The sequence below is a fragment of the Clostridium sp. MSTE9 genome (assembly GCF_000277625.1).
In the GTDB taxonomy this organism is placed as follows: Bacteria; Bacillota; Clostridia; order Oscillospirales; family Acutalibacteraceae; genus Faecalispora; species Faecalispora jeddahensis.
The window spans coordinates 67,411-92,716 of the sequence record NZ_AKFU01000035.1 but is presented as its reverse complement, the minus strand read 5'-3'; the positions used below and the strand labels follow the sequence as shown (position 1 = coordinate 92,716).

The 25,306-nt window shown below is 52.6% G+C and carries 19 protein-coding genes; 3 read left to right on the top strand and 16 right to left on the bottom strand.

Annotated features, from left to right (window positions below; translation table 11 throughout):
- Positions 1-14: 14 nt before the first annotated feature.
- From HMPREF1141_RS09270 to HMPREF1141_RS09200, 14 genes are all read right to left on the bottom strand, one after another.
- Positions 15-776 (bottom strand): SIS domain-containing protein, encoded by a 762-nt coding sequence (locus HMPREF1141_RS09270; protein ID WP_009064306.1) that lies wholly within the window; start codon positions 774-776, stop codon positions 15-17.
- A gap of 12 nt (positions 777-788) precedes the next feature.
- Entirely contained in the window at positions 789-2,042 is a 1,254-nt protein-coding gene (locus tag HMPREF1141_RS09265; protein ID WP_009063451.1) for a neutral/alkaline nonlysosomal ceramidase, read from the bottom strand.
- 81 nt (positions 2,043-2,123) lie between these two features.
- Complete coding sequence (locus HMPREF1141_RS09260) at positions 2,124-3,362, bottom strand: AGE family epimerase/isomerase (RefSeq protein WP_009063757.1); 1,239 nt, start codon at positions 3,360-3,362, stop codon at positions 2,124-2,126.
- On the bottom strand, positions 3,359-4,876 hold the full coding sequence (locus HMPREF1141_RS09255) for a sodium:solute symporter family protein (protein ID WP_009063971.1): 1,518 nt from the start codon (positions 4,874-4,876) through the stop codon (positions 3,359-3,361). Before HMPREF1141_RS09255 ends, HMPREF1141_RS09260 begins: the two co-directional genes overlap by 4 nt.
- 21 nt (positions 4,877-4,897) lie before the next feature.
- Positions 4,898-5,689 (bottom strand): hypothetical protein, encoded by a 792-nt coding sequence (locus HMPREF1141_RS09250; RefSeq protein WP_009063900.1) that lies wholly within the window; start codon positions 5,687-5,689, stop codon positions 4,898-4,900.
- Between the two features lie 51 nt (positions 5,690-5,740).
- A complete protein-coding gene (locus HMPREF1141_RS17835; protein ID WP_009064005.1) occupies positions 5,741-7,573 on the bottom strand; it encodes a substrate-binding domain-containing protein in 1,833 nt (610 codons plus the stop codon).
- Positions 7,574-9,042: 1,469 nt separating this feature from the next.
- Positions 9,043-10,020, bottom strand: a complete 978-nt coding sequence (locus HMPREF1141_RS09235) for a Gfo/Idh/MocA family oxidoreductase (RefSeq protein ID WP_009063643.1) — start codon at positions 10,018-10,020, stop codon at positions 9,043-9,045.
- Positions 10,021-10,131: 111 nt separating this feature from the next.
- Positions 10,132-10,950 carry a sugar phosphate isomerase/epimerase gene (locus tag HMPREF1141_RS09230; RefSeq protein ID WP_242824581.1) on the bottom strand — a complete coding sequence of 273 codons (819 nt, stop codon included), beginning with the start codon at positions 10,948-10,950 and terminating at the stop codon, positions 10,132-10,134.
- A gap of 38 nt (positions 10,951-10,988) precedes the next feature.
- The gene (locus tag HMPREF1141_RS09225; protein WP_009063968.1) at positions 10,989-11,903 is read right to left on the bottom strand and encodes a sugar phosphate isomerase/epimerase; all 915 of its coding nucleotides are present in this window, start codon (positions 11,901-11,903) and stop codon (positions 10,989-10,991) included.
- Positions 11,900-12,955, bottom strand: coding sequence for a Gfo/Idh/MocA family oxidoreductase (locus tag HMPREF1141_RS09220; RefSeq protein WP_009063523.1), 1,056 nt, complete (start codon positions 12,953-12,955; stop codon positions 11,900-11,902). The genes HMPREF1141_RS09225 and HMPREF1141_RS09220 overlap by 4 nt, the downstream gene beginning before the upstream one ends.
- A gap of 50 nt (positions 12,956-13,005) precedes the next feature.
- Positions 13,006-14,052, bottom strand: coding sequence for an ABC transporter permease (locus tag HMPREF1141_RS09215; RefSeq protein ID WP_009063546.1), 1,047 nt, complete (start codon positions 14,050-14,052; stop codon positions 13,006-13,008).
- A complete protein-coding gene (locus HMPREF1141_RS09210; protein ID WP_009064053.1) occupies positions 14,049-15,557 on the bottom strand; it encodes a sugar ABC transporter ATP-binding protein in 1,509 nt (502 codons plus the stop codon). The genes HMPREF1141_RS09215 and HMPREF1141_RS09210 overlap by 4 nt, the downstream gene beginning before the upstream one ends.
- A 69-nt stretch (positions 15,558-15,626) precedes the next feature.
- A complete protein-coding gene (locus tag HMPREF1141_RS09205; RefSeq protein ID WP_009063738.1) occupies positions 15,627-16,613 on the bottom strand; it encodes an ABC transporter substrate-binding protein in 987 nt (328 codons plus the stop codon).
- Positions 16,614-16,644: 31 nt separating this feature from the next.
- Positions 16,645-17,652: a LacI family DNA-binding transcriptional regulator gene (locus HMPREF1141_RS09200; RefSeq protein WP_009063498.1), complete on the bottom strand. Its 1,008-nt coding sequence runs from the start codon at positions 17,650-17,652 to the stop codon at positions 16,645-16,647.
- Positions 17,653-18,432: 780 nt separating this feature from the next.
- On the opposite strand from HMPREF1141_RS09200, the gene HMPREF1141_RS09195 reads away from it, so the two are divergent.
- A complete protein-coding gene (locus HMPREF1141_RS09195; RefSeq protein WP_009064111.1) occupies positions 18,433-20,496 on the top strand; it encodes a UvrD-helicase domain-containing protein in 2,064 nt (687 codons plus the stop codon).
- A gap of 125 nt (positions 20,497-20,621) precedes the next feature.
- On the opposite strand, the gene HMPREF1141_RS09190 is transcribed toward HMPREF1141_RS09195, so the two are convergent.
- Positions 20,622-21,116: a prolyl-tRNA synthetase associated domain-containing protein gene (locus HMPREF1141_RS09190; RefSeq protein WP_009063937.1), complete on the bottom strand. Its 495-nt coding sequence runs from the start codon at positions 21,114-21,116 to the stop codon at positions 20,622-20,624.
- A gap of 355 nt (positions 21,117-21,471) precedes the next feature.
- Positions 21,472-22,536: a calcium/proton exchanger gene (cax, locus tag HMPREF1141_RS09185; RefSeq protein ID WP_009064118.1), complete on the bottom strand. Its 1,065-nt coding sequence runs from the start codon at positions 22,534-22,536 to the stop codon at positions 21,472-21,474.
- A gap of 84 nt (positions 22,537-22,620) precedes the next feature.
- Here cax and HMPREF1141_RS17680 point away from each other — a divergent pair, with 84 nt between their 5' ends.
- Entirely contained in the window at positions 22,621-23,520 is a 900-nt protein-coding gene (locus HMPREF1141_RS17680; protein ID WP_009063974.1) for a DUF6870 family protein, read from the top strand.
- A gap of 84 nt (positions 23,521-23,604) precedes the next feature.
- Positions 23,605-25,281: a recombinase family protein gene (locus HMPREF1141_RS09175; protein WP_009063736.1), complete on the top strand. Its 1,677-nt coding sequence runs from the start codon at positions 23,605-23,607 to the stop codon at positions 25,279-25,281.
- The last annotated feature ends 25 nt before the right edge of the window (positions 25,282-25,306 follow it).

Genomic DNA, 25,306 nt, shown 5'->3' with positions numbered 1-25,306 from the left:
TTCCTTTAAATACATTACAGGCAGCGGATTTTGTCGCGGAAGCCCTGCATGAAGCGGTTGTTCCATTCGTCTCCGCCGGGAGCGTTGCCGCTCATCCAGACCGGCGGCTTGATGCCTTCGTTGTTCAGGATATTGATCGTTTCGATCACCATGCTGTTGAGCACATAGGCGTTGGCAAAGGTGCTCAGTGCGCCGATCTTCTGCTCAAAGCCCGGAAGCTCGATGACCGCATCGCCCAGCCTTACTTTGCAGTCCACCGTGTAATCGGCGACCTCGTGTAGATTTTTCTTGGACGGATGCCGCGCGGGATGCTCCTTGGGGCAATTTTCGGCGTGCTCGTGGGAGCTGACGCCAATTACAGTCGCGCCGTTTTCCTTTGCCTGAAGCACGGCATCGATGGTTGCGGAATTGATGCCGTAGGCGTTGACGACGATCAGCAGATCGCCCTCGCCGATGCGATAGTCATTGACGATAATACGGCCGAATCCGGGCAGGCGCTCGGTCTGCATGGATTTGAGCGCACCGCAGGAGAGCATGGTGTCCTGATTGAGCATCGCACTCACATGCATCAGCCCGCCCGCGCGGAAAAAGATTTCCATGGCGGCAAGGTTGGAATGGCCGCCCGGCCCGAAAATGTAGATCAGGCGGTCCTTTTTGATCTGCTCGGCCATCACATGCGCCGCGGCGAGGATATGCTCCTTTTCATGGTCGTGTATGTCCTGAATGATTCCGAATACTTCCTTTAAGTAAAGGTCCATGACAGTGCCTTCTTGCATGAGAATGCCTCCTTATTCTGATTGCGCAGCCGATGCGACGGCCGCATGGATGATGGCTTCGATTTTCGGTGAATAGGTTCCCGCCAGCGCAAAATAAAGCGCGGATTCGACCGGCTCATAGCCGCCCTGTTCGATCTGCTGCGCGGTGCTCAGGTACCCGATCATCCCATTGGTATATGCGACGCACACGGCATACGGGTCTACCTCGCGCGCATAAGCGGCGTAATACTGCGAGACCTCTGCGCTGAAGGTGTAAAAGCGCAGACGGTCGCCGTACTCGATTCTGGAAAGCTCCAGCTGCTCGCTGGGACGGTTGTTCTTCTTTAAAACCGTCTGTGCCCATTCCAGCTGCACACCCTGCGCAGTTTTGGCGCGCTCCTCCAGCTCCCGTGCGGGCAGCGCCCCCTCCAGAGGCAGCTCCAGCAGTTGCTTTTGAACGTTGAACCGTGGTATAATCATCTCAGCTTTCAGGTTGAGCAGGTCCCGGCAGGCATTCGCAAAATCTTCGGCGAATACGAGCACTTTGTCGTAGCCCGCGGATACGAAACGCTGGCCCAGAACACTGTTGGGGCGCAGATCGGCAGTACAGCCCTGCAAAAAGATGGACATGCTGCCGGGAAACGCGTCGTCGAGCATACGCAGCGCGGCGCCCGGATAATCGGGCTGCACGGCGTTTTCATTGGAAATGTTCGCGTGGCACGGATAATGGATCATGGCGCCCTTCAGGCTGCCGTCCGCGCGGCGCAGCGCCAGAATCGTCAGCGTGTGGTCGGTGGGAACCTGATAGTTGGGTTTCATTTGTATTGCGCCGTTTTCCAGAACACGGCGGAACACATTGAACGCAGCGCTGCCGTCGTGCCGGTATGCCTGCACGGGTTCCATGTCTTTCTGTGCGAGCGCGACCGCCGCAAGCACACGTTCTTGCAGGAACTGTGCATAGGCGGGGGAGTAAGTTTCCAAAGACGGTGTAAACAGGTCGCAGGTGGGCGGGCCGGAGTGGTTATGCGATGCGACAAAGAAAATCTGTTCCTGCGCGATTTTGCAGGCAGCTGAGATTTTTTCGCGTGTCTGCGCGACAAAATCCGAACCCCACCACAAAAGATCGCCGTAAACGAACAGAAGCTGTTCCTGCCCGCAGCGATGAAGCTGAACGCGAACGAAAATGTCTTCTTTTACCTGTTCAAACAAGGTTATACGCGTCGCATATCCGCACAGACGCACAGGCATCGGCGGCGTAATGGTCAGTTTTGCAGTTCCAAGCTGCATATAGGGTCCCTCCCGTTGTTTGACTGAAACGAACGGCGATGTGGGCCACCCCGTGTTGCAGCACGGGGCGGCCGTGCAAGATCACCGGTACAGTTCAACGATTTTAATGAAGTTTCGAAGAATGTGGAACGGATCCTTGACCGGAAGCGCCACCAGTTTTTCCTCGGGAGTGCCATCACGTTTGCGAATTTGAATCCACTCCCCCAGCTCCTTGTTTGGAAAAGTGGAGAATACATACGCGCTGGCTTTTTCGTACCGCTCCAGCAGGTCCTGCTCGCCGGAAAGCGAATACAAGTAAAGAAATACATACAAGACTTCGGAATGCGGCCACCAGAGCTTCATGTCCCATGTGTCCTGAATCAGGCGTTCAAAATCACTGTCGCCCGATACGCCCTTGGGTGTTCCCCCGGTACGGTCGACAAACCGCAGCAGGCCGCCATATTCGGGGTCCCAGCCGATGTCGAAGGCATTGCGCGCCAGCTCCAGAATGCGAGGCAGATACGCCGGAAGATCGCCGTAATCCTTCAGGAATTCCGCACAGAACCACATGTCCTCCAGCGTATGCCCGGGGTTGACATGGCGGTCGAGCAGGCGGGCTTCGTAGTTTTCGTCTGTAGAGACATGCTCTCGGATGTAGCCGCCGCGGTACAGGTCTTCAAGAATACTGCGCACCTTTTCCAGCCCATAGGCAATCTGCTGCTCACAGGGCAGGTCAAAGCGTTCGCGCATTTTGATGTATTCGTAAGTGGTATTGACCATGATCATCGGGATGGAATGCACACGGTATCCCTCGGGGATCGGGTACGGCTCGGTCAGGAACTCCCCGCTTTCGATCCGCGCGACAATGCTTTCATACAGTGCTTCTACTGCCGTCAGGTTTTCTTTCAGCCTGGCGGCTTTTGTATATTGCGCCATTCCAATCAGCGCAAAGCAATCCGCAAAGATGCTTGCGTCATACCGTCCGGTTCGTTTGTCCTCAAGCTTATTCCCGTCGCGGTCCAGCAGATAGCAGCAGATGTTGTCGCCATAAATGGAATGCTGTGTCAGAAAGCCGTAGGTGCCCTGCATCTGCCGCAGCAGGCCCTCTTCATCCAGCTTTGGCAGAACGCCCTGCTGTTTGAGCTCGTACAGGCGCCCGAGTATCCACAGATACCGCCCCTCGGACCACGTAAATTTATTGTCGCTGAGTTTTTGATCCCCCTCATTGTTGATGCAGTTGAGGATGCCGCCCTTTTCTTCATCGTAAAAGCGATTCCAGTAGGGGACAAAATCATCCTGAATCAGATCAACATACTGGGTAAAAAGCTGTTTCTGATTCATTTTGTACTCTCCAATTTCGCCATCAAATCTTCAATCTGCGGGTCGATCTCGATCTTCTTCACATACTGGTTATACAGTCCGACGCCCAGGAAGATGATGAATGAGGTAAGCAGCGGAGCAATCAGCGCCACATCGGTAGACAGCTGCACGCCCATCTTGGTGACGACGAACACGCCCAGACCGCCGATCATAGAGGCAATGGCCGCCTTGCTGTCGCAGTATTTAAACTGCGGGAGCAGACCGAACAGCAGCGGGATGGCGGTGGGCCCGAGCAGCGCCGCAAACCAGGTGAGAATGATGCCGGTAACGCCGCCGAGCTGATCGCGAAGCAGACCGATAACGACTGTGCCGACGGTGAAAGCAATCGTTGTTGCACGGGCAAGCTTCAGGGATTCGCTGTCCCCCAGCTTACTCAGCGAGGGCTTGATTTTGGTCAGGATATCGCGTGTGATGACCGCGGAAATGGTGTTCATATCCGAGTTGCACATGGACATGGTCTGTGCGAACATTGCCGCAAGCACAAGGCCGACAAGGCCAACGGGGAGGAATCTGCCCGCAAGGCTCGCGTACAGGGATGCTTCCGCCTCGGCCTGTGTCCAGCCGGGGAACAGGATCGGGCCGCACCACATCGGGAAGAACAGAATCAGCGGCCAGATCAGGTAGAGCGCGGAGGACAGGAAAGCCGCCTTTTTCGCCTGATGGTCATCCTCAGTGGAGATAAAGCGTGCTGCAAGGTTCCATGTACCGCCGTTGTAGCTGAAGTATACGACAAAGAAATACAGTAGAGTCCAGGACAGAGAGCCCTGCCCGCGGCCTTCGTTAAAGACCGTGACACTGCTTGCCGGCAGAGCGGAGAACATAGTGGTCAGGGTCAGGCCATATTCGCCAAGGTGATTCAGCACAGCGAAGAACAGCAGCAGCCCGGCCAGAAGATTGACGCCAAACTGCACAAAGTCTGTGAGCAGGTCTGCAATCAGGCCGCCGATGGATACATAGATCATGGACGCAAGGCTGCCGATGATGATGCCCATCCAAATCGGGAGACCGGTAAAGCCGTGCAGCAGAATACCGAGAGACGCCCATTTCGCACCCACGTCCAGCAGCTTTACGATCACGCCAGAGGTCGCGACGATCAGCTGTGCGGCGGTGTTATAGCGCATTTTCAGGTACTCTGTCGGCGACTGGATTCCCAGTGCGCGGCGCAGGCGGGGCCACCTGGGCGCGAGTGTAACTGCGCCGAGTGCGGTTGCAAGCGCGATGTTGACCGCCCACCAAAAATAGATCGATGTGCCGTGCGCATACGCGATACCGGCATATCCAACGAATACAACGCCGGAATATCCGGATACGTGATGGGAAACGCCCGACAGCCACCATGGGATTTTTCCGCCTCCCACGTAAAAGTCTTCCGAGCTTTTGATCGAACGTTTGGACCAGATGCCGATGCCGATGATGACCAGGAAGAAGAGCGCCAGGGTAACATAATCCAAACTTTCCATATGCCCTACATTCATTCAGTACAATCCCCTCTCATATTAAGTTTTGTGGTTTTCCAGTTGTTTGAGCCGCGTATTTATGTAATGCTGGTTCAGTGTGCTGGTCTTGGACTTTTCATACCCCCTTTCCAATTCTCCCACACTGATGATATATCGTTTAACGTCCTCGACAGTAAAAACGGACGTTAAAAACAAATCCAATTCCCCATCCATGGCGGAAATACGCCTGTTCCAGAAAAACAGGTGCAGACCCAACAAAATAGTACACAGGAACGGCATTGCAAACTGTACCCAAAAGACGCCCAGACGCTCGGTGAGCGGAATATCAAACGCAAAAACAGTCAAGACGGCAATCGCGAAGGCAAACAACGGTAGCACCAGCCGCAAAATCGAAACTGCCTGATAATTTCTGCGGTAGCGCTCCACCTCGCGCATCACGGCGATCTGCATAAACCTCTCGCCCTTTTCTTCCAGCAGACGGGGATTGATGACGACCTTGGGTCGGCCGCCCTCGAAGGAAAACGGCGAAAGAAACTCAACGATGCGCAGAACAAAATCATACCGGCACATGGAACCGCTTGTATAGAGATCGACACCCGGGTCCCCGGGCAGGTCAAGCTCCTGTGGTTTGAGCTCGCCATACTGTGCAAGGGGATGAGGAATAAACCGGGTCTTGCCGATCAGTGCCCTGAGCAGCAGCACCGTGACGACAAGGATGGCAGCGCTGCCCCAGATTGAGGGCCAGAGCGCCTTGATGCCCAGAACGGCGATGATGGCCAGCGGAATGCCGATGCCCGCTAAATACCATACGTTGGAGCTTCTCCACTTCATGTTGTTCCCTCTCTTTCCTGCTGTGTTCCGGCGGGCGGTATGCGTTTCGTATCAGAGCTTGGAGGCGCAGTCGCGGTCGATGTACATACGGCAGCCTTTTTTGGTCCTGAGGATGCTGGCGGGGCAGGCTTCGCTGATCTCTCCGGTAAGTGCGGCGGCAGTCGCGCCGGCTTTGCGCTCGCCCGGCACGATGCAGAACAGGTATGGTGCGCTGATCAGCATGGGAACGGTCAGGGTCAGCGCCTCTTTGGGCACCAGGTCAAGGGAAGCGAAGCACTCGTCATGAACCTGCTGCATGCGGCAGGCAATATCCAGCTGAACCACCTTGATCTTTTTCGAATCGTGAAAATCCGCGACAGCAGGGTCGTTAAACGCGATATGGCCGTTTTCGCCGATGCCGAGGAACACCACGTCGGGAGGGTTCTTTTCCAAAAGCTCGCTGTAACGCGCGCATTCCTGCTGGGGATCCGCCGCGCCGTTGATCAGGTGAACGGAACCGAACGGAACACGGTCAAAAATCGACCGGCTGAGAAAACCGTTGAACGACTGCGGGCTGCCAAGAGGAAGACCGACATATTCGTCCATATGAAACGCGTTGATGCGGTCCCATGGAAGCTTCTGCTGCACGAACGCATCAAGAAACTCGTTCTGTGAAGGGGCAGCGGCAAAAATGCAGTTGACGGCAGCTTTTTGCTCCAGAATGCTGCGGATGGTATCCGCAGCGTCTTGAGCCGCGGCTCTGCCCATTTCCTCTCTGCTTTCAAAAATCTGAAGCTCTACTTCTTCATACTTGGTATGCATGATCTGATCTCCTTTTATCGCATTTTTGTTTTTTCTGACCGACTGGCGAAGCACCAGTTCGGGCTGAATCATGATTTGCGTCGAATCCAGTTCCGGATTTGCAATATGTGCAAACAGCATATCCGCCGCTGCGTGGCCGGTTTCAAGCGCCGGCTGGTGAATCGTGGTCAGCGGAGGGCTGATCATGGCAGACATGGGAATGTTATCGAACCCGATGACAGACAGGTCGCGGGGCACCTTGACGCCATGCTGGGAAAGTGAATCGATGATGCCGATAGCGGTGATATCGTTAATGGCCATTACGGCATCAGGCAGGCAGGAGCATCCCAGCAGCATCTGCGCCAAAGCCTTGCCGTTATCGAAATCGACATCGCTCTCCGTATTCTGCTTTGCAGGACGGATGAGCACCATTTCCTTTTTGATTTCGATACCGGCCTCAGAAAGGGCGCGGCAGTAGCCGTCGAAAATCTGCTTGCGGCTGCTGCGGGTAAGCGGATGACTCATAAACGCAATGTTTCGGTGCCCGCATTGGATCAGGTACTGGGCGGCCATGTACCCGCCCTTTAAAAAATCGAAGGAAACGCTGTTCCCCGTAAAGCCTTCGTGACTTTGGTCAAATAAAATCAATGGCGGGGCGCCGGGGCCGGTGAGTTTCTTCAGCGAGTCATCACTGTCGTTGATAGAAGACAGCAGAATGCCCGCCACCTGCTGGCGCAGCAGAATATCGATCTGCCGATCCTCCAACTGCGGGCTGTCATAAGAGCAGCAGACAATTGGCGCAAACCCGTGAATCACGCACTGCTTTGCAACCGCAGAAACCAGCTGCGCATAAAACGGGTTGATCAGGTCGGGGACAATGATGCCTATCTCTCGGCTGGAAACCCCTTTGAGCATCTGGCTGAAAATATTCGGCTGATAATTGAGCTGCCTGGCAGCGCTGCGCACCCGTTCGCGCAGTTCTTCCGTAACAGGATAGTCCGCATCATTCAGTACTCTGGAAACGGTCGCAGGAGAAGCCTGCGCCAGCTGTGCAATATCTAAAATGGTCGGTCGACGTGCGTTTCGGTCGGATGATTTTTTCATCAGAGAACTCCTTTCGGGAAAGCTTAGAACAGATAGAAAACGTTTTCTATAAGTACAAAAAATAAATCAGAGCACTTAGCTCCATTCACTTACTTAAAATCAGAAAGTATAGAAAACGTTTTCTATCTGCACAAAATTAATTTCGTTTTTAGTATAATATCATAGGATATTACGTTTTTCAATCTGGAATTTAGATATATTTTCAGCCTGTGTTTTATGCATCTATACAAAGTACATTTTTTCATCTCCGCCTTGTCGACTTATATCAAAAATGAACTGATCCATAGAATCCTTGGACCGTTTTCGTATAAATGCAATCCGCTGCCTGCCGCATTTCATGCGATTGCAAGGGTTTTCGGGTGCACCAAGGCCCACTGTTTCTGGAGATTTTCAGATTTGACCTATTTGGAATGCAGCCACCGGCCCCACTGGCCCCACCGGGACATTTGCGCCCGGAGAAACGCTCTTTAGCGTAATTGGACCTGTAGGAACAGCCACTGTTGGCTTTGGCGAAAGCTTGATTTTCCAGTCCTCTACGCTGGATATTACTGTAACTCAGGGCTCCGCAATTGTAACAATTGAGGATACCACTCCTACTGGCCCCACCGGTCCCACTGGACCCACAGGCCCCACCGGACCGACTGGCGCCGACGGCGCTGTTGGACCTACCGGTCCCACTGGCCCGACTGGCGCCGACGGAGCTGTCGGACCCACTGGTCCCACTGGCCCGACTGGCGCTGACGGTGCTGTCGGACCTACCGGTCCCACTGGCCCGACTGGCGCCGACGGTGCTGTTGGACCCACTGGTCCCACTGGCCCGACTGGCGCTGACGGTGCTATCGGACCTACTGGCCCCACTGGACCCACTGGCGCCGACGGTGCTGTTGGACCTACTGGCCCCACAGGACCCACTGGCGCTGACGGTGCCGTCGGACCTACTGGCCCCACAGGACCCACTGGCGCTGACGGAGCTGTCGGACCTACCGGCCCCACAGGACCGACCGGTGCTGACGGAGCGATCGGACCTACCGGCCCCACAGGACCGACAGGTGCTGACGGAGCGATCGGACCTACCGGCCCCACAGGACCGACAGGTGCCGACGGAGCGATTGGACCTACTGGCCCCACCGGGCCAGTTATATTAAGCAAACCGCAAAAGCCTTTGAAAGTAGAAGAAAACTATAATATTAGAACTATCATTTACGCAAAATGCCGCCTACAAGGCGGCACGTAGGATGGGAAAAATCGCCGCGCTTCCGAGAAAAACAGAAAAAGCGGATCAGACCCCGAAAAAACAGTTAACACGGTAAGCCATGCCGCAATATGAAACAAAAAGCCGGGGCCGCCGATCCCTTTGGGATGGCTGCCCCGGCTTTTTTACGGGTCTGTTTTGCAAGAGTCCCGATTTCCAGTCAATTTGTTTCGCGAATGGACCTGCCGTTTTGCGCAAAAACATTCTGCTGCCCCTATCAAAACGAATGTGCCAGCGTTTTTTCCAGAATCCCGGTCACGGCTGCCACCTGTTCGGGCCTTACCAACGGGGAAGGCGCATTTTGCTCCGCACAGCGGATAAAATGCAGAAGCTCCGTTAAGTACCAGCCGGTGGGCGGCACGTTGATCCCCGTCGGGATTTTTATTTTTTCCTCCGTATCGAACACGCGGGGCTCGGCATCAAAGGGGTAAGCGATAACGCTGGTGCCGTCGTTTACGACGACGGCATTCTCGAAATAAACGCGCCAGCGCGCCGTAAACGGCAAATTGGCGTGGAACCACGCGGCCTCTGCGCAGACGTTCAGCTTCCCGAACCGGTACTGAAAGCGGTACTGCTCCGCAAAGCCGCGGCCCGTCCCCGCACAGCAGGTAAACGAGGATTCCTCCGGCTCGCCGAACAGGCTGACGATCAAATCCAGATCGTGTACATGCAAATCAAACGGAATCAATCCGCTTTTTTCCGAATCAAACAGCCAGCCGTTCTGCACCCAGCGCGGGCACGCGGAAAGGCGTTCGAAATAGCCGTCCAGCGCAGGCCCGTACTCACCGCTCTGCACCAGACTGCGCAGAACCGCAGTTTCGTTGGTGAACTGCAGCACCTGCGCAACATAAAGCTGCACGCCCTGCTGCGCGGCGAGAGCGAACATCTCCTCCACATCGTTTCTGTGCAGCGCGGCCGGCTTTTCCACAATGGTGTGCTTTTCGAGCTCCAGACTTTCCAGTACCTGCTGCTTGTGCAGAAACGTGGGCGTGCAGATGTCCACCAGATCGATTTCCTCGCTGTGTACCATTTCGGTGATGGATTCGTACATCTTCAGGCCCCATGTTGCAGCACGTTCCCTGTCCTGCGGGGATTTCCCGACCAGGGCGGTCACTCGGCAGTCTGGAATATGCGTATAATTGCTGTAATGCACCGTTCCCATTCCGCCGGCGCCGACAATTCCGATTCGCATCATCTGTTTTGACTCCTTTCCGGCCCCTTATAACAACCAGACTTTCTTCCTGCTTCTTCGAAAGCGAGGGAGGAAGAACCACCATGATGTTGCATTTTTTATTAAAGATTCGTATTACAGTGAAAAACCGTGCGCGGTCAGGTATGCCGCGGATGTTTGCATCGCTTCATCGACTGCCGCCAAATCCTTGGGGCCATCCTGTGTGAACTCGATTTCCACGCTCAGCGGGCAGTTGTTGCTCGCTCGGCCAAGCTTTTCAAATATCATCGGGAAATCTACAGCGCCTTCCCCGAGCGCGGGGAAGTTCCACTCCGTGCGTTCCCCGGCTTTATCCTTTACATGCATGTACCCAATGCTGTTCATACAATCATCGAGGTCCTGCGCAAGATCGACCCCGCCGTAAAAAATGGCGTTTGCCGTGTCGTAGTTGACGGAAACGAGCGGAGATGCCACTGCGTCCGTCACTTCCTTCACAATTTTTCCGCTACCGTGTTCCCCGTGAACCTCCAGCACCAGCTTCATTGCGTGTTTTTCGAGCAGCGGCAGCAAGCTACGGATGTTTTTCACCAGCTCCTGGTTCGAGGCGACCGTGCTGTCCTTCAGGTGCGCTTCGCCCACCGAGGAAACGATGTATTCGCAGCCGAAAAAGGCGGCCAGACGGATATTATCCATAAAGTCAGGAAGCCGCTGCGGGTCCATCAGATTGCAGTGACCGCTCATGGAAATCGGGGTCAGGCCCGCTTTCTGCAGTTCGTCCTGCACCCTGCACAGCCGCGAAAAGGACATGGAAGGAAAGACATGCTCCGTCCATCCCTTCGTCGCGGTCAGCTCAATGTAGCGGAATCCCGCCTTTTGAATGCCCGCAATAGCTTCTTCCAAAGAAAACCCGTGGTAGCAGTTGGAATTTGCGATGATGATACGTTTCAAAATCATCCCTCCTGAAACTGAATCTGGCGAGCTTCCAGCCATATTTAGATGACAAATTGCTCCATGTACCGTTTCGAAATTTTCAGGCTGTTCAGAATTCTCTCCCGACTGCCTTCAAACGCCTTATCCTCAATCTCGATACAGGCGTAACCGTTATAGCCGATGTCTGTCAGGGCGGAGACATATTTTCCCCAATCCACATCGCCAAGGCCGGGAAGCTTGGGTACCATGTATTCCAGCGGATACGCCATCGTGCCGACCTCGCGCAGACGATCTGGCAGCAATTTGATGTCCTTGAAATGAACGTGGAAAATCCGGTCTTTGAATTCATACAGAGGGGTGATATAGTCCATCATCTGCCATACAAAATGGCTGGGGTCATAGTTCAGCCCGAAATTCGGACTGGGCACGATTTGGAACAGCTTGCGCCAGATGGCCGGCGTGCTGGCCAGATTCTGCCCGCCGGGCCACTGATCCGGCCCAAAGAGCATCGGGCAGTTTTCAATGGCGATGCGAACGCCGAGTCCCTCTGCCTCTTGTACGATCGGCGGCCAGATTTCCCGGAACAGCTCCAGATTTTCCTCCACGGTTTTGGTCTGGTCGCGCCCCACAAAGGTGGTGACCAGATTTACACCAAGACGGTGGCTGGCTGCGATCACCTGCTTCAAATGGGCGATATTCGCGGTGCGCTTTTCCGGATCGCCGTCCATCGTGTTCGGGTAATACGCCAGCGAGGAAATCTCTACCCTGCGGGCCTTGCAGTAGTCCAGAATCCGCGCGGCCTCTTTGTCGGTCAGAGCACCGACATCGATATGGCTGACCCCGGCATAGCGCCGCTCGGCCTTTCCGCGGGGCCAGCAGGCGACCTCCACACAGGAAAATCCGAGCCCTGCGGCGGTATCGATCATTTCTTCAAATGACATCTGGTCTAAAATAGCGCTGACAAATCCAAGCTTCATCCAATTTCACTCCCCTCTTGATGAACAGCGACCGCGCGCCCGGTCTGTGAGGATTCGATGCAGGCGAACACCGCGCGCATGGCGCTGAGCGCCGCTTCCCCGGAAAGATGGCCCGGGTCCTCCCCGCCGAGGCAGGCGGCAAACCGATCGATCACGCCGGAGCTGGTCTGGTTGTCGTTGGTCTGGATTTGATCCACCCGGTACAAAACGATTTCTCCATTGGGTCTGATCAACTGAATGGCATATTCGGGATCATCGTAAATGCGCAGGATTCCCTTCGTTCCATAAAGGATGGTGGAATTGTCCTCTGCCCCGTAATACGTCCAGCTGGCTGTCATCGTCCCGATGGCGCCGCCGCTGAGCCGGTAAATGCAGATGGCGTTGTCGTCCACGCCGATGAGATTCCCCGAAGCGTCCGTTTTGTCCAGCGTGGTGAGCCGGGCGGTGACCTCCACCACCTTTTGCCCCGACAGGAACTGAATCAGGTCTGTTTTATGGATGCCGAGATCGGCCATCGCGCCCATGCTCGCGCGCTTCTTATCAAAAAACCATGTAATTTTTCCGGCGTCGATGCTCCAGGTCTCCGGCCCGCCGTGGCCGAAGGTGGTGCGGAAGGTGAGCAGCCTTCCGATCATGCCTTCCTCCATAAGCTGCTTTGCCAGCATGTGCGCCCGGGTCAGCTCCTGATTGTGACCGATCATCAGCAGTCTGCCGGTTTCACGCGCGGCGGCAACCATGGCTTCGCATTCTTCGAGCGTGGAAGCCATGGGCTTTTCACAAAGGACATGTTTTCCGGCGCGCAGAGCCGCCGTCGCAATCTCCGCATGGGTCGTGTTGACGGTGCAGACGCTGACTGCGTCGATGGCGGGGTCGCTCAGCATCTCCTGATATGAGGCATACACCCTGCCCCCGTGCGCGGCAGAAAGCTCCTGCGCACGCTGTGTGTTGAGGTCGAAATACCCGGCGATTTCCGTTTCGGGATTGGCGAGATACTCCGGTATATGGCGTACCTGTGCGATTTTTCCGCATCCGATGATCCCAACTTTGTACACAAGTAAGTCCCCTTTCTTCCATTTTCAATTCATTCGGCCGTGCGGCCTGCTCAGGAGGTAGATTCCTTTTTCTGCAGCAGGACGGCGCCGATCACAATGATGCCTTTGCAGGCCTCCCGCAAAAATGGCGGGACACCCATCAGGTTGAGCAGGTTGTTCATCACAGAGATGATCAGCATGCCGAGCACGGTGCCGAGAATTGAGCCACGCCCACCGGCCATGTTGGTTCCACCGACGATTGCCGCCGCGATGGCGTCCATTTCGTAGCCGCTGCCTGCGTTCGCGTAATCCATGGAACCAATGCGCGAAACCTGCAGCACGGCGGAAAATGCGACCAGCATCCCCATCAGTGCGTAAACGCGGCGCTTGACGCGGTTTACGGGAATGCCCGAAAGCTTTGCCGCGCGCTCGTTCGAGCCGACCGCCACCACATGCCGGCCAAAGGCGGTGCGCTGCGAGACAATGTGCAGCACGGCGGAGATCAGCAGCCAGTAAACGATCGGCATCAGCATCTGCCCGCCGATGCTCACATTCGCGATTTCCAGAAAACCGCTGGGGACGGACGGGGAACCTCCCTGCATATACTGCTGTGTTACGCTGCGGAAAATTTTCATTGTGCCGAGCGTAACGATGAATGGGGGGATTTTACCGCTGGTCACCAGCACTCCGTTCAGTTCCCCGAACAGCCAGCCGGCCAAAACGCCGACCAGAACGGCAAGCACGTATACCGCCGGGCCGGAAATCCCCATGGAGTACAGAAATCCCCTGGGGCCGGAATCGATCAGCATCATGACAATGGCGCCGACCGCGACCAGGGAGGAACCGACGGAAAGGTCGATGCCGCCGGACACGATGACAAAGGTCATGCCAAGTGCAATGATGCCTACGCTGGCGTTATTGCGCAGAATATTGATCCAGTTGCGCAGCCATGTGGAAAACCACGCGCCGAAAGAGTCGAACTCAAAGCCGAGAGCAAGCGTCTGCAGGACCACCATGACCAAAAGGGCGATGGCCGTACTGAACAGCGGGTATGTAGTCCACATGCGGCGAAACCAGGGTAAGAATCCTTCCCGTTTGATTGCAGCCGTTTCCTTCATTCGTTTTCTCCCCCTATTTCTGCTGAAGTTCCTCCGGTGGCAAGGCGCATAATGTCGTGCTCGTTCATGGTATCGCCGCTGACCTCTCCAAGCACTTGGCCGTGGTACATCACGAGCGCCCGATCGCACAGCCGGATAATTTCCTGTACTTCGCTTGACAGAACCACAATGGCGACGCCCGCACCGGCAAGCTTTAGAATAATGTTATAGATTTCTTCCTTCGCACCCACATCCACCCCCTGCGTGGGGTTGTCGAGCACCAGGATTTTGGGGTTTGCGTTCAGCCATTTCGCCAGCACTACCTTCTGCTGATTGCCGCCCGAAAGGCTGGTGATCAGGTCCGATTTTTTCCCCAGCTTGATATGCAGCTGCTCGATCTGGCGGTCGAAATCCAGGTTTTGCCGCACGCGGTCAATCAGCCCGCGGCGCTGGTATTCCGGCAGCGTGACAATGGAGCCGTTTTCCAGGATACTCATATCCTTGAGGATGCCGTTTTCCTTTCGGTTGCGGGGCACATAACCGATCCCGAGCCGCCGGGACTGCATGGCACTGCTGATATGTACCGGTTCCCCTTCCACATAGATCTGCCCTTCGTAATTCCCCCGAACTCCGAAAATCGTCTGAAACAGCTCGCTGCGCCCATCCCCCAAAAGCCCGGTGACGCCTAACACCTCCCCGGCGTGCACCGCGAAAGAAACGCCGCGGAAGGCGGTTTTGTCGGAAAGGTTTTCCACGCGCAAAATCTCGCGTTCTTTCTCGTAATCGCGCCGCACCGTTTCAATGTGGAGCTCGTGCCCTACCATGTGATGCGCAAGGTCGTCGGTGGAGGTTTCCGAAATCGGGCCGTCCTTTACCATCACGCCGTCGCGCAGTACGGTAAAGCGGTCGCAGATGGTCATGACTTCCTTGAGCTTGTGAGAGATAAACACGATCCCGACTCCGTGCTGCCCCAGCGTACGCATCATATCGAACACTCGCTCCACCTCGGAATCGGTCAGGGACACGGTGGGTTCATCCATAATGATGATGGAGGCATTCATCATCAGCGCCCGAAAAATCTCGACAATCTGCTTATACGAGGCATCCAGGTCCCTCACCATGGTCATAGGGTTGAGATGAAAATCCATTTTATCAAATATCTCCTGTGTCTGCCGCCGCATCGCGTCCGCATCCAGAAGGCCATTTTTCTTTTTGAGTTCTCTGCCGATGAACATGTTTTCGTAAATGGTAAGATCGTTGATCAGATTGAGCTCCTGATGGATAAAAGCGATGCCTGCCGAAAGCGATTCCGCCGGGTTCCGGAACGAAACCGGATTCCCGTCCAGAAGCATTCTGCCGGAATCGGGCTGAAGCACGCCGCCCAGAAGGTTCATCAGTGTGGATTTTCCGGCGCCGTTTTCACCGATCAGCGCGCAGATTTCCCCACCCCTTACGGAAAAATCAACATTCTTTAGCACGCGCACAACGCCGAAGGATTTGCAGATTTCCTGCATTTCGAGTGTCATTCCATCACTCCGTTCCTTTTTAAGGAGAGGCTATGGCTGCGCCATAGCCTCTTTTCCTGCTGCTGAGAATTAATAGGGGGATTTGTCATCCTTGAACTGTGCGCAGTTGTCACGATCCACAATCGTGGTGGGAATAATCTTGACCTTCTCTTCGGTTTTGCCGTCGAGCACGTTCACCGCTACGTCCACAGCGTCGCGCACCATGGCGGGGCTGTACAGAGCGGATTCAATCCAGATGTTCTCGTTCTGCGGCATCATGTTGAAATACTCCTGTGCTCCGCCGCCGCCGGTGATCACCTTAATATCGGTACGGCCTGCCTCTTTGATGGCCTGGAGCGCGCCGATGGAGGTTTCATCGTCCATGGAATAAACGGCGTCGATCTTCGGGTTCTTGGTCAGAATATCCGCAAAGTCCTTCAGGCCGTCTTCACGTGTGAACTTGGTGGCGTAGGTAGAAAGCTTGAGATCGGGGGCCAGTTTCGCGACTGTCTCGGTAAAGCCCTTCTTGCGCAGCTCTGCCACGGAGCCGGAGGTCGGAACGTCGAGAATTACGACATTGCCGGTCTTGCCGATTTTATCCACAATGTACTTGGCGCCTTCTACGCCCATGCCCTCATTGTCGCCGGAGACACGGTACACGCCGTCCACATTGATGGCGATGTCGAAGTTTACAATGGTGATGCCTGCGTCAACCGCTTTCTTGATGGGAACTTCCATGCCCTCCCACTGCGGGAACGCGACGATGGCCTTTGCGCCCCATGTCATCAGATCGTCCAGCTGAGAAGTCATTTCATCCGCGTTGTTGCTGGTGTACAGCTTGTAGTCTACTTTGTCCGCAAGCTCCTTGCAGCGGGCTTCCGCATGGTAAGCCACAGCCGCGACCCAGCCGTGGGTGACCGCCGGGGCAAGGATGCCGACCTTGTACTTATCCGCCGCAGCCGACGACGCGGGCGTCGCACCGGACGCGGGCGCAGAACTTGTGGTGGTGCTTCCACCGCACGCAGCCAAAGACAGGGACATGGCTGCTGCCAGAACAAATGCCAATAGTTTTTTCATAATGCTCCTCCTTTAGTTTGTGGTATGCGATTTATGAATTTTTCGGCAATCCTGCCGATGAATCGCGCAGAACAATTTTGTGCTCCAGAAACACGGAGCGCGGAGGGAGCCCGCCCAGCTGCTCGAGAAGCAGCTCACAGGAGGTTTTGCCAAGCTGATAGCAGGGCTGGCTGACGGTAGTCAGCATAGGGCGGAACATGGTAGCGTATTCCACATCGTCGAATCCTACCACCGAAAGGTCTTCCGGCACACGCAGGCCCATTTCCTTTGCCACGCGGAGCGCGCCGAGCGCGATGACGTCCGAAATGCAGAACAAGGCGGTCGGCCGGTCTGGTAGAGAGAGCAGAGTGCGCGCAGCCTGCACGCCCGAAGAAAAGTTATAATCGCCCGCCGCGGAAGTGATGTATCGCTGTTCTACGGCGATCCCCTCTTCGGAAAGCGCCTTTTCGTAGCCCATGCGCCGCTGCTGTGTGGAAATAAACGAGTTGGCCGCGCCGATCAATCCGATTTTCCGATGCCCGACAGAGCATAGGAAATGGGTCATGTCGTAGGCCGCCTTAAAATTGTCGATGGAAACATGCCCCACGCTTTCGTCGCTGCAGTATTCGCAGCACTGCACAATGGGGAAGCCTTTTGCGAGTTCCGAAACCTCCAGATCATCCTTTTTGACGTCCATCAGGATAACGCCGTCGGCGTTGCCGTTATGCAACAGCTCAAAATAGCTGTTGGTATGGATCTGGATTCCGTCCGTAATGCACAACATGGTCTGGTACCGATTATGCCGTGCGATATCCTGGATCCCGTGTACGATGGGCGAATAATACGGGTTTGTGATATTCGGCACCAGAATCAGCAGGATTCTGCTTTGCCCCTTGCGCAGACTGCGCCCCCACGTGTTAGGATGATAATTCAGCTTTGCGATGGCCGCCAGTACCTTCTGCCTGGTGATCGCGCTTACCTTTCCGTTGCGGTTGATGACCCGTGATACCGTGGCAACGGAAACGCCCGATTCCTGTGCTACTTCTTCGATCGTGCTCAAGTAAGCTCCCCCTTTTCCCATCCCGTTTGATCCGTTTCTTTTTCTTTCTGCTCTTATATATGTAATCGATTACATTATGTTGTTGGAGACCTAACTCTAATTTTTCAAAGTTTAATTAATTTATATATAACAGATATCACAAAAATTGTCAATAAATAGTAATATTTTTATTTTATAATTTCACAATCAATTGCTTCGGCTTTTTATATATTCTGAATTTTTCCCTTTTTGTGTAATGGTTTACATTAATATTGTTATTTTTCTCTCATTCGGGCAGAAAACAGCTTTAGCCAGTCAGATGCCTTACCGGACATAGAACTTCGGCAGTATTGATAACCATTCTATCAAAAGTCCGTTCCAATCATTCGATGAGGAACCTAAGCTCTGGAGCGCGTATTCTTCCCTTCTTCTCACCCATGTTTCTAAGGCGGCAAAGCGGCTTTGTACCTCTACATCCCTTCGCAGTTGTTTAACCACAAAAGGCAAAATCATCTTCGCTGTCACAGAGTATAAAAACAGGCAACTAATGCATACCGAACTCTATTTTCACAATAAAAAATAGCCCTTCCAACATTTTGATTAGAAAGACTATCTGAATATTCAATATTGATATTGATTAATTAAGAATCAAGAAAAATGGCAAAAAATGTAAATTTTGTGTTTTCTTGAGGACATGACTAATATATACAATATCATGCCGGAAATAAAAAGTCTAGTATTTTTTTTATTTTCTTTTATACTTAGAATATCAATTCAAGGAAAAGATTAGGGAGACCAACTATGTTACACCAAACAGAAAATGAGGAAAGAACGTATTTAAGCGAAGTTCAAGGAAAGCTGCGAGCAGAACTGGAACAAATCAACCAAAAAATAGACAACTACTCCAAAGAGATACTGGAAACAAAACGGTATATCTATGAGAATCTGGCCCAGCTTGATTCTGCGGAAAAAGCGGCGAACCGAACGGCCGTTTATGACAGCGTTGCCTTTGGAGAAAAAGCTGTCAGAGAAAGAGAAAAGCTCGAAAAGCTGATTCAATCCCCCTATTTTGGGAGAATCGATTTCATCAGAACAGAAGAAGAACAAGGAAATGCATTCTATATCGGAGTGCATGCTTTTGCCGATCCCGCGGCATTGCGCAGTGTCATTTTCGACTGGCGTGCACCTGTCTCCAGCATGTTTTATGATTTTGAAACCGGACCGGCTTTTTACAAGGCTCCCGCCGGAAAAATCGACGGAGTGATGACCCTGAAACGGCAATACAGAATCAGACAGACTCAGATGGAGTACATGATTGAAAGCTCCCTGAATATCGGCGACGAAATTCTGCAAAAGGAGCTGAGCCGCAATTCCGACGACAAGATGAAAAACATTGTGGCGACCATCCAAAGGGAGCAAAACGCCATCATCCGGAACGAAGCCGCAAAAGTGCTGATCATACAGGGTGCGGCGGGCTCGGGAAAAACCTCCATAGCGCTGCATCGGGTCGCATTTTTGCTGTATCGCTTTAAAGATACTCTGACATCGAAGAACATTCTCATTATTTCCCCCAACAAGGTATTCGGAAACTATATTTCGAATGTTCTGCCGGAGTTGGGAGAAGAAAACATGTCGGAAATCGGCTTCGATGATATCGCAGCGGACATGCTTGGAAAAAAGTATCGGTATCAGACTTTTTCGGAGCAGGTAGAAAGCTTATTGGCTAATGGAGACGCCGAAACCATTGCCAGAATCGAATTTAAGGCGACAAATCTCTTTGTGGAGCAGCTTCAATCGTATTTAGAGTCTGCCGATAAAACCTGTTTTGTTCCGACCGATCTTTCCTTCGAGAACTTTTCTGTTTCCAAGGGAAAACTGCTTTTGAATTATCGTGCTTTGAAAAAGCTGCCGATCAAAACGCGGCTGCGTAAAATAGCGGACGATCTGATAGAAAGGCATAAAAGAGATACCAATCAAAAGATGGATCCCACAGTCATCCGCCAAATCAGAAGCAGCATTCAAAAAATGTTTCAATTCAATGACGCATTGACGCTGTATCAAAATTTTTATCGCTCCATCGGTCAGGAGCATCTGTTCCGTCTGATCGGCAAAAACGCATTTGAATTCTGCGATGTGTATCCCTTTCTCTATACCAAAATCTATTTTGAAGGAGAAGAGCAGGAATACAAAAGCATAAAGCATCTGCTCGTGGATGAAATGCAGGATTACACGCCGATTCAATATGCGGTTCTGGCAAAGCTGTTTTCCTGTAAGATGACCATTTTAGGCGACAGCTACCAAAGCGTAAATCCTTACAGCTCATCCTCCGCGGAAAAAATCCAGCCGTACTTTTTGGGGTGCGATTGTATGGAACTGCGCAGGAGCTACCGTTCCACCATTGAAATCACCAGGTTTACGCAGCAGATTTTAGATAACAAAAAACTGATTCCCATTGAGCGGCATGGCAGTGCACCCGCAATCACAGAATGCCAAACCCCAAAGGAGCAGCTTGACAAGATACGTGCTTTGATTGAGCAATTCAGGCAATCCGAACATGCCTCCTTGGGGATCATATGCAAATCGCAGAAGCAGGCAGAGCAGCTGTTTGAGCAGCTTCATACCGCTGATGACACTATGGCTTTGTTGGATTTCGGCAGCAGCGAATTTCAGAACGGCATCGTCGTTACTTCCGTGCACATGTCCAAGGGGCTTGAATTTGATCAGGTGATCATCCCCGATATTTCTGATGAGCTTTATCACACACCGTTGGACAGAAGCCTTTTATACATTGCCTGCACAAGAGCCATGCATCAATTGGACTTAACCTGCTGCGGCAGGAAAACGGAGTTTCTGCAAGGCTGCTGAGTCCAGCCTTGAGCTCGGTACTGTCCCAATATCAGGCCGCCGTACATTTTGAAAAGGGGTGAAATTCATCTGCTCCGTGTGTATCAGAAGAACATCTCGCCGGATTAGATGGAACAAATCGGCTGTTACTCAAAGTCGCACTTCACAATAGGATTTCCATGATCCTCTACCAGTTTCTCGACATCCTCAAAAGCCATAAAAATGGTTGCGGTGTTTTCCATGGGATGGATGCCGATTTGCTGATTCTGCAGACTCTTATCGAACACCACAATCACATTTTTCTCTGCGTTATTTAACACCCCAAGCGGTGTGACATGTCCTTTTTCCAGCATCAGCAATTCCCTGAGCGATTCCTCGCTGGCAAAGGTCAGCTTGCGGCTGGCAATCTTTTCACTCAGGCTTTTTAAGTTGACGGTTTTATGGCCCGGCACGGTAACAAGATAATAATGCAGCTTTTTATCGTCACGCAGAAAAAGATTTTTTGCAACTCGCTCGCTATGCGGCAGATTCAGGGCGTCCATCTCTTCAATGGTGTATACGGCGGGATGCTCGCAGGCTTCATAAGTCATTTGATATTGATCGAGAAGATCATATAACCCTTTTTTATCCAACCTTTTCATTCCTCTCTTATATGATTGATATTGTCTTATGATGTTATTATACAACAAATCACCGGCTTGCAAAACAGCTTTTCTCCGCTTGATAGGATACACAGAGATACAACTCCCAATGGGAGTAGCACATAAAGGAACAAAGCCGCTCCGGGGCTTTCTTTCGCAATACCTCCGGGCTGTACCTTGCGCTTTTTTGTTTACGCACAGCCCAAAGGGGATGCTCCGCTTCTCAGGTACCTCCCCTAAAAATCGAAAGGCCCCTTTTTCGTGAAGCTCCACGGAAAGAGGGGCCTGTTTTATTGCAGGAACAGTACCCGTCTATACAGTAGGAACGAAAAAAGCCAACGGTTTTTCAAAGCTCTTAAGTTCCAAACACCAGAAAAGCCCCAGCCAGGACAATATAGGCGACCATGAGCTCTGCGCCCTCCAGCCAGTTGACCTTATGATCCATAAACACTGTGGCGGTGAGGATGACGCTGATAACAATCCCGAGCAGCTCCATCGAGGTATAGACATATTCCATCGTATTCCCGAGCATTGCGCTCCAGATGACCATGAGCGGCGTCACGAACAACGCGATCTGCATGCTGGAACCAACCGCGATCTCGATGCTGATGTTGATCTTTCCCTTGATCGCCATAAGGCATGCAGAAGCATGCTCCGCCACGTTTCCAAGAATGGGGATCAGGATGATGCCGATGAACGCTTCCCCCAGACCGAACTGCTCTGCGGCACCTTCCACAGTACTGACCAGGATTTCACTCATCACAGCCACGGCTACCGCCGCCGCGGCCATAATGACGACGCCCTTTTTCAATGACCATTCCGGTTCTTCCGCTTCCTCACCGTCGTCAGCATCCTCCAAAAAGATATCCCTGTGCGTAATCAAAGAGAAAATCAGCCCCAATATGTACAGCACAAGCATGACGATCGCCAGCGCAAGACTGAATTCCTTTACCGCGTTAGGATCCTCCCCTCCCCTGCTCCCGAATTTAAAGAAAAACGGAACGATGATGCTGAAAAGTGCGAAACCAAGCAGATCGAAATTATTTTTGACAATGTTCTTGCTGACGGGCATAATTTTATATTTTAACCCCCCAACAAAAATACTCATTCCCATCACAAGCAGAATGTTGCCGAGCATGGACCCCGCAAGGCTTGTAAGTACCAGAGAATACATTCCCGCCTTGACGGCAAATCCGCAGATCAGGATTTCCGGAACGTTCCCCATAGTGGCATTCAAAAATCCGCCGATCTTTGGGCCGGTGTACAGGCTGATCTGTTCGGTCGAATCCCCCAGCACGGCGGCCAGAGGAATGATGCCGGCGCAGCAGAGGCAAAATACGATACCATCGCTTAAGTGGAGTCCAAACCTTGCAACAAGAGTGATCGGGATAAAAACCAACAGCCAATACAAATACTTCATCGTCATTCTCCTTTTTGGAATGTTCAAAGCATGTTTTCAAGTTCGAAGAACTGAAAAACATTTACATAGAACGATAGATAAACAATGAAAAAATCAGGGAGCTGCCGCGGGAAAGAAACACTAGACGGCTACACAGCCGAAAACAATCCGTTCACGCTGCACACAACAGCCGCTGGAAATACAGGCGTGCATGCAGGATTTACCGGAGCGTTTCGCCCGCGGCAAGAGCTGTTATTTCTCTTTACGCATACCGTATCCGCGCGTTCAAGCCGGCCTTGTTCAAAAAGCGCAAGGCCGGCAAAATGCTTCTTTCCGATCAGGCTTTATCTGGCCTATGCTAAACTGATCAAACACTTTATTCTATACAGATTTTTTAATTTTGTTACGGAAATACTCTTCAATGGACTTGGCAGCATGCTTGTCCGCACCACAGTTAAAATCACAGCCGCGGCTCTGGCGGCGGCATTGCCACCGGCAAAAACGTCCTCCAAGCTGGTGTGTTCATCGTCAGCCGCACGACCCTGCCGGGTCTTCCGATCCATCGGCACTCTTGGCGCTTATGGGTTGAGAGAAACATCCAATGCCATGATGGCAATACGCTTCGATTTTAACTTCGCTGTCCTGAAAGGGCTTGGGGCGCCGCTCTTCCCCACTCCTCATAGGACAATCCGAAAGGAGCATACAGATGAATCATGCTCGTATCAAGGGGGAAGCATGATTATGATATCGATAGAACAAATCAACTCCATGCAAAGCGCAGATATTCGGGCAATCGATAAGAATGCGCTTGTGGACGTACAAGGTTTTCCATTCGATAACAGCCTTTCCAAACGGGAGCGCATAGAACTGGTCATTGAACGCACGAAAAATCCATACTGTTTTCGATATGGCGAGTTAGGCGTTCAGGTAGAGTTTACCGACGACGGCCCGACGCTTTGTGAGCTGCTGACGAACTTCCTGTTGCGCAAGAAAAGCGGCCTGTGACCTCTTTTTCAAAGCGGCGAAGCATTGCTGCCTTTATGCCCGAACAGCATTCTTTCGATATAATGCAGCAGGAAAGGAGGAACTATGGCAAGACCGAAGGCCCGGTATGAAATCCTGCCGAAAGCAAGCAAAAGCAAAACCTGGTATGTCGGGTTTTACATCCGGCTGTCCCGTGAGGATTCCCGCGGAAACGACGAATCCGAGAGCGTTCATAATCAGCGGCTTATCCTGACAGACTGGCTCAACAATCAATTTGACGACAACAAATACGTATTGGTGGATGAATTCGTCGATGACGGGGTAAGCGGCACCACCGATGAGGAACGCCCGGATTTTCAAAGGCTGCTCCGATTCATTGAGGCCGGAAAGATCAACTGTGTCGTTGTGAAAAATCTGGCCCGCAGCTTCAGGAACCATGCCGACCAGGGCTATTATTTAGAAGATTGGTTCGTTATTCATCAGGTGCGGTTCGTCTCACTCTACCAGCAGCCGATCGATACGTACAAAGACCCCTACGGCGCAACGAATATCGGCGTTCCCGTACAGGGAGTTCTGAATGAAAGCCACGCGAAGGACACGTCCGAAAACGTGCGTAAGGTCTTTGACAAGAAACGGGAAAAGGGATTGCACATCGGTTCCTTCGCCGCCTACGGATACAAGAAGAACCCGGAGGACAAAAACGCGCTGGTGATCGACGAGGAAGCCGCCGAGGTCGTGCGGGACATCTTTTCATGGTTTCTGGACGGAATGAGCAAAAATGCCATTGTGCAAACACTGAACGAACGCGGCGTGTTATGCCCTTCTCTATATAAGCGGAGCAAGGGCATGAAATATAAAAATCCTAACGCCGGAAATCAGCCGCTGTGGAACGCAAAGACCGTCACACAAATGCTGAAAAACCGACTGTATGTCGGTGACATGGTGCAGGGCCGCTACCGGGTACGGAGCTACAAAATCCATATTCAGGACGCTGTTCCCGAAGAGGAGTGGTTTATCGTTGAAAACACCCATGAGCCTATCATCGACCGGGAACGGTTTGCTCAGGTGCAGGAGCTGTTAAAACGCGACACGCGAATGGCTCCCGGAAAAAAGAAGCTCTATCTGTTCAGCGGTTTTCTGCGCTGCGCCGAGTGCGGCAAATCCATGTGCAGAAGCGAGGTCAAAGGTACGGTATACTACTTTTGCCGCACTTACAAGGAACAATCCAAAGCCGCCTGTACAAAACACTCCATCAAGCACAACCTTCTGGAAGCGGCGGTTTTGTACGTGATTCAGCAGCAGGTGTATATGGCCGATGCCTATGCAGAGGTTATGGCACACGTTGACAAAGCCCCGCTGAAAAAGAGCCAGTCAAGCAAACTGGACGGTTTGATCGCCGCAAAGGGAAGGGAGCTTGCCAAAGTCACGCGCTACAAGCAATCGCTTTATCAGGACTGGAAGGACGGAAGCCTTACGCACAAGGACTACCGCCAGATGTACGAGGACTACGAGCGGCAAATGGAAAATATCGACGCCGCTATCGAAAATCTGACGGCGGAACGGGCGGAGCTTGAAAAGAGCACGGAAGCAGAAAATCCCGTTTTGACGGCTTACAGGAAATACGAAAATATCGACAAACTGACGAGGGATATTTTGATTGAACTGGTTGATCATATCCAGGTGTTTGAAAACGGCAGTATCAGCGTCAGGCTGAAACACAGCGACGAGATCCGCCGGATGGAGGAATCCATAGAGGCCAACCGCCATTCGGGAGCGGGATAAAGCCCCGTCAATGAAAAGGCCGCTT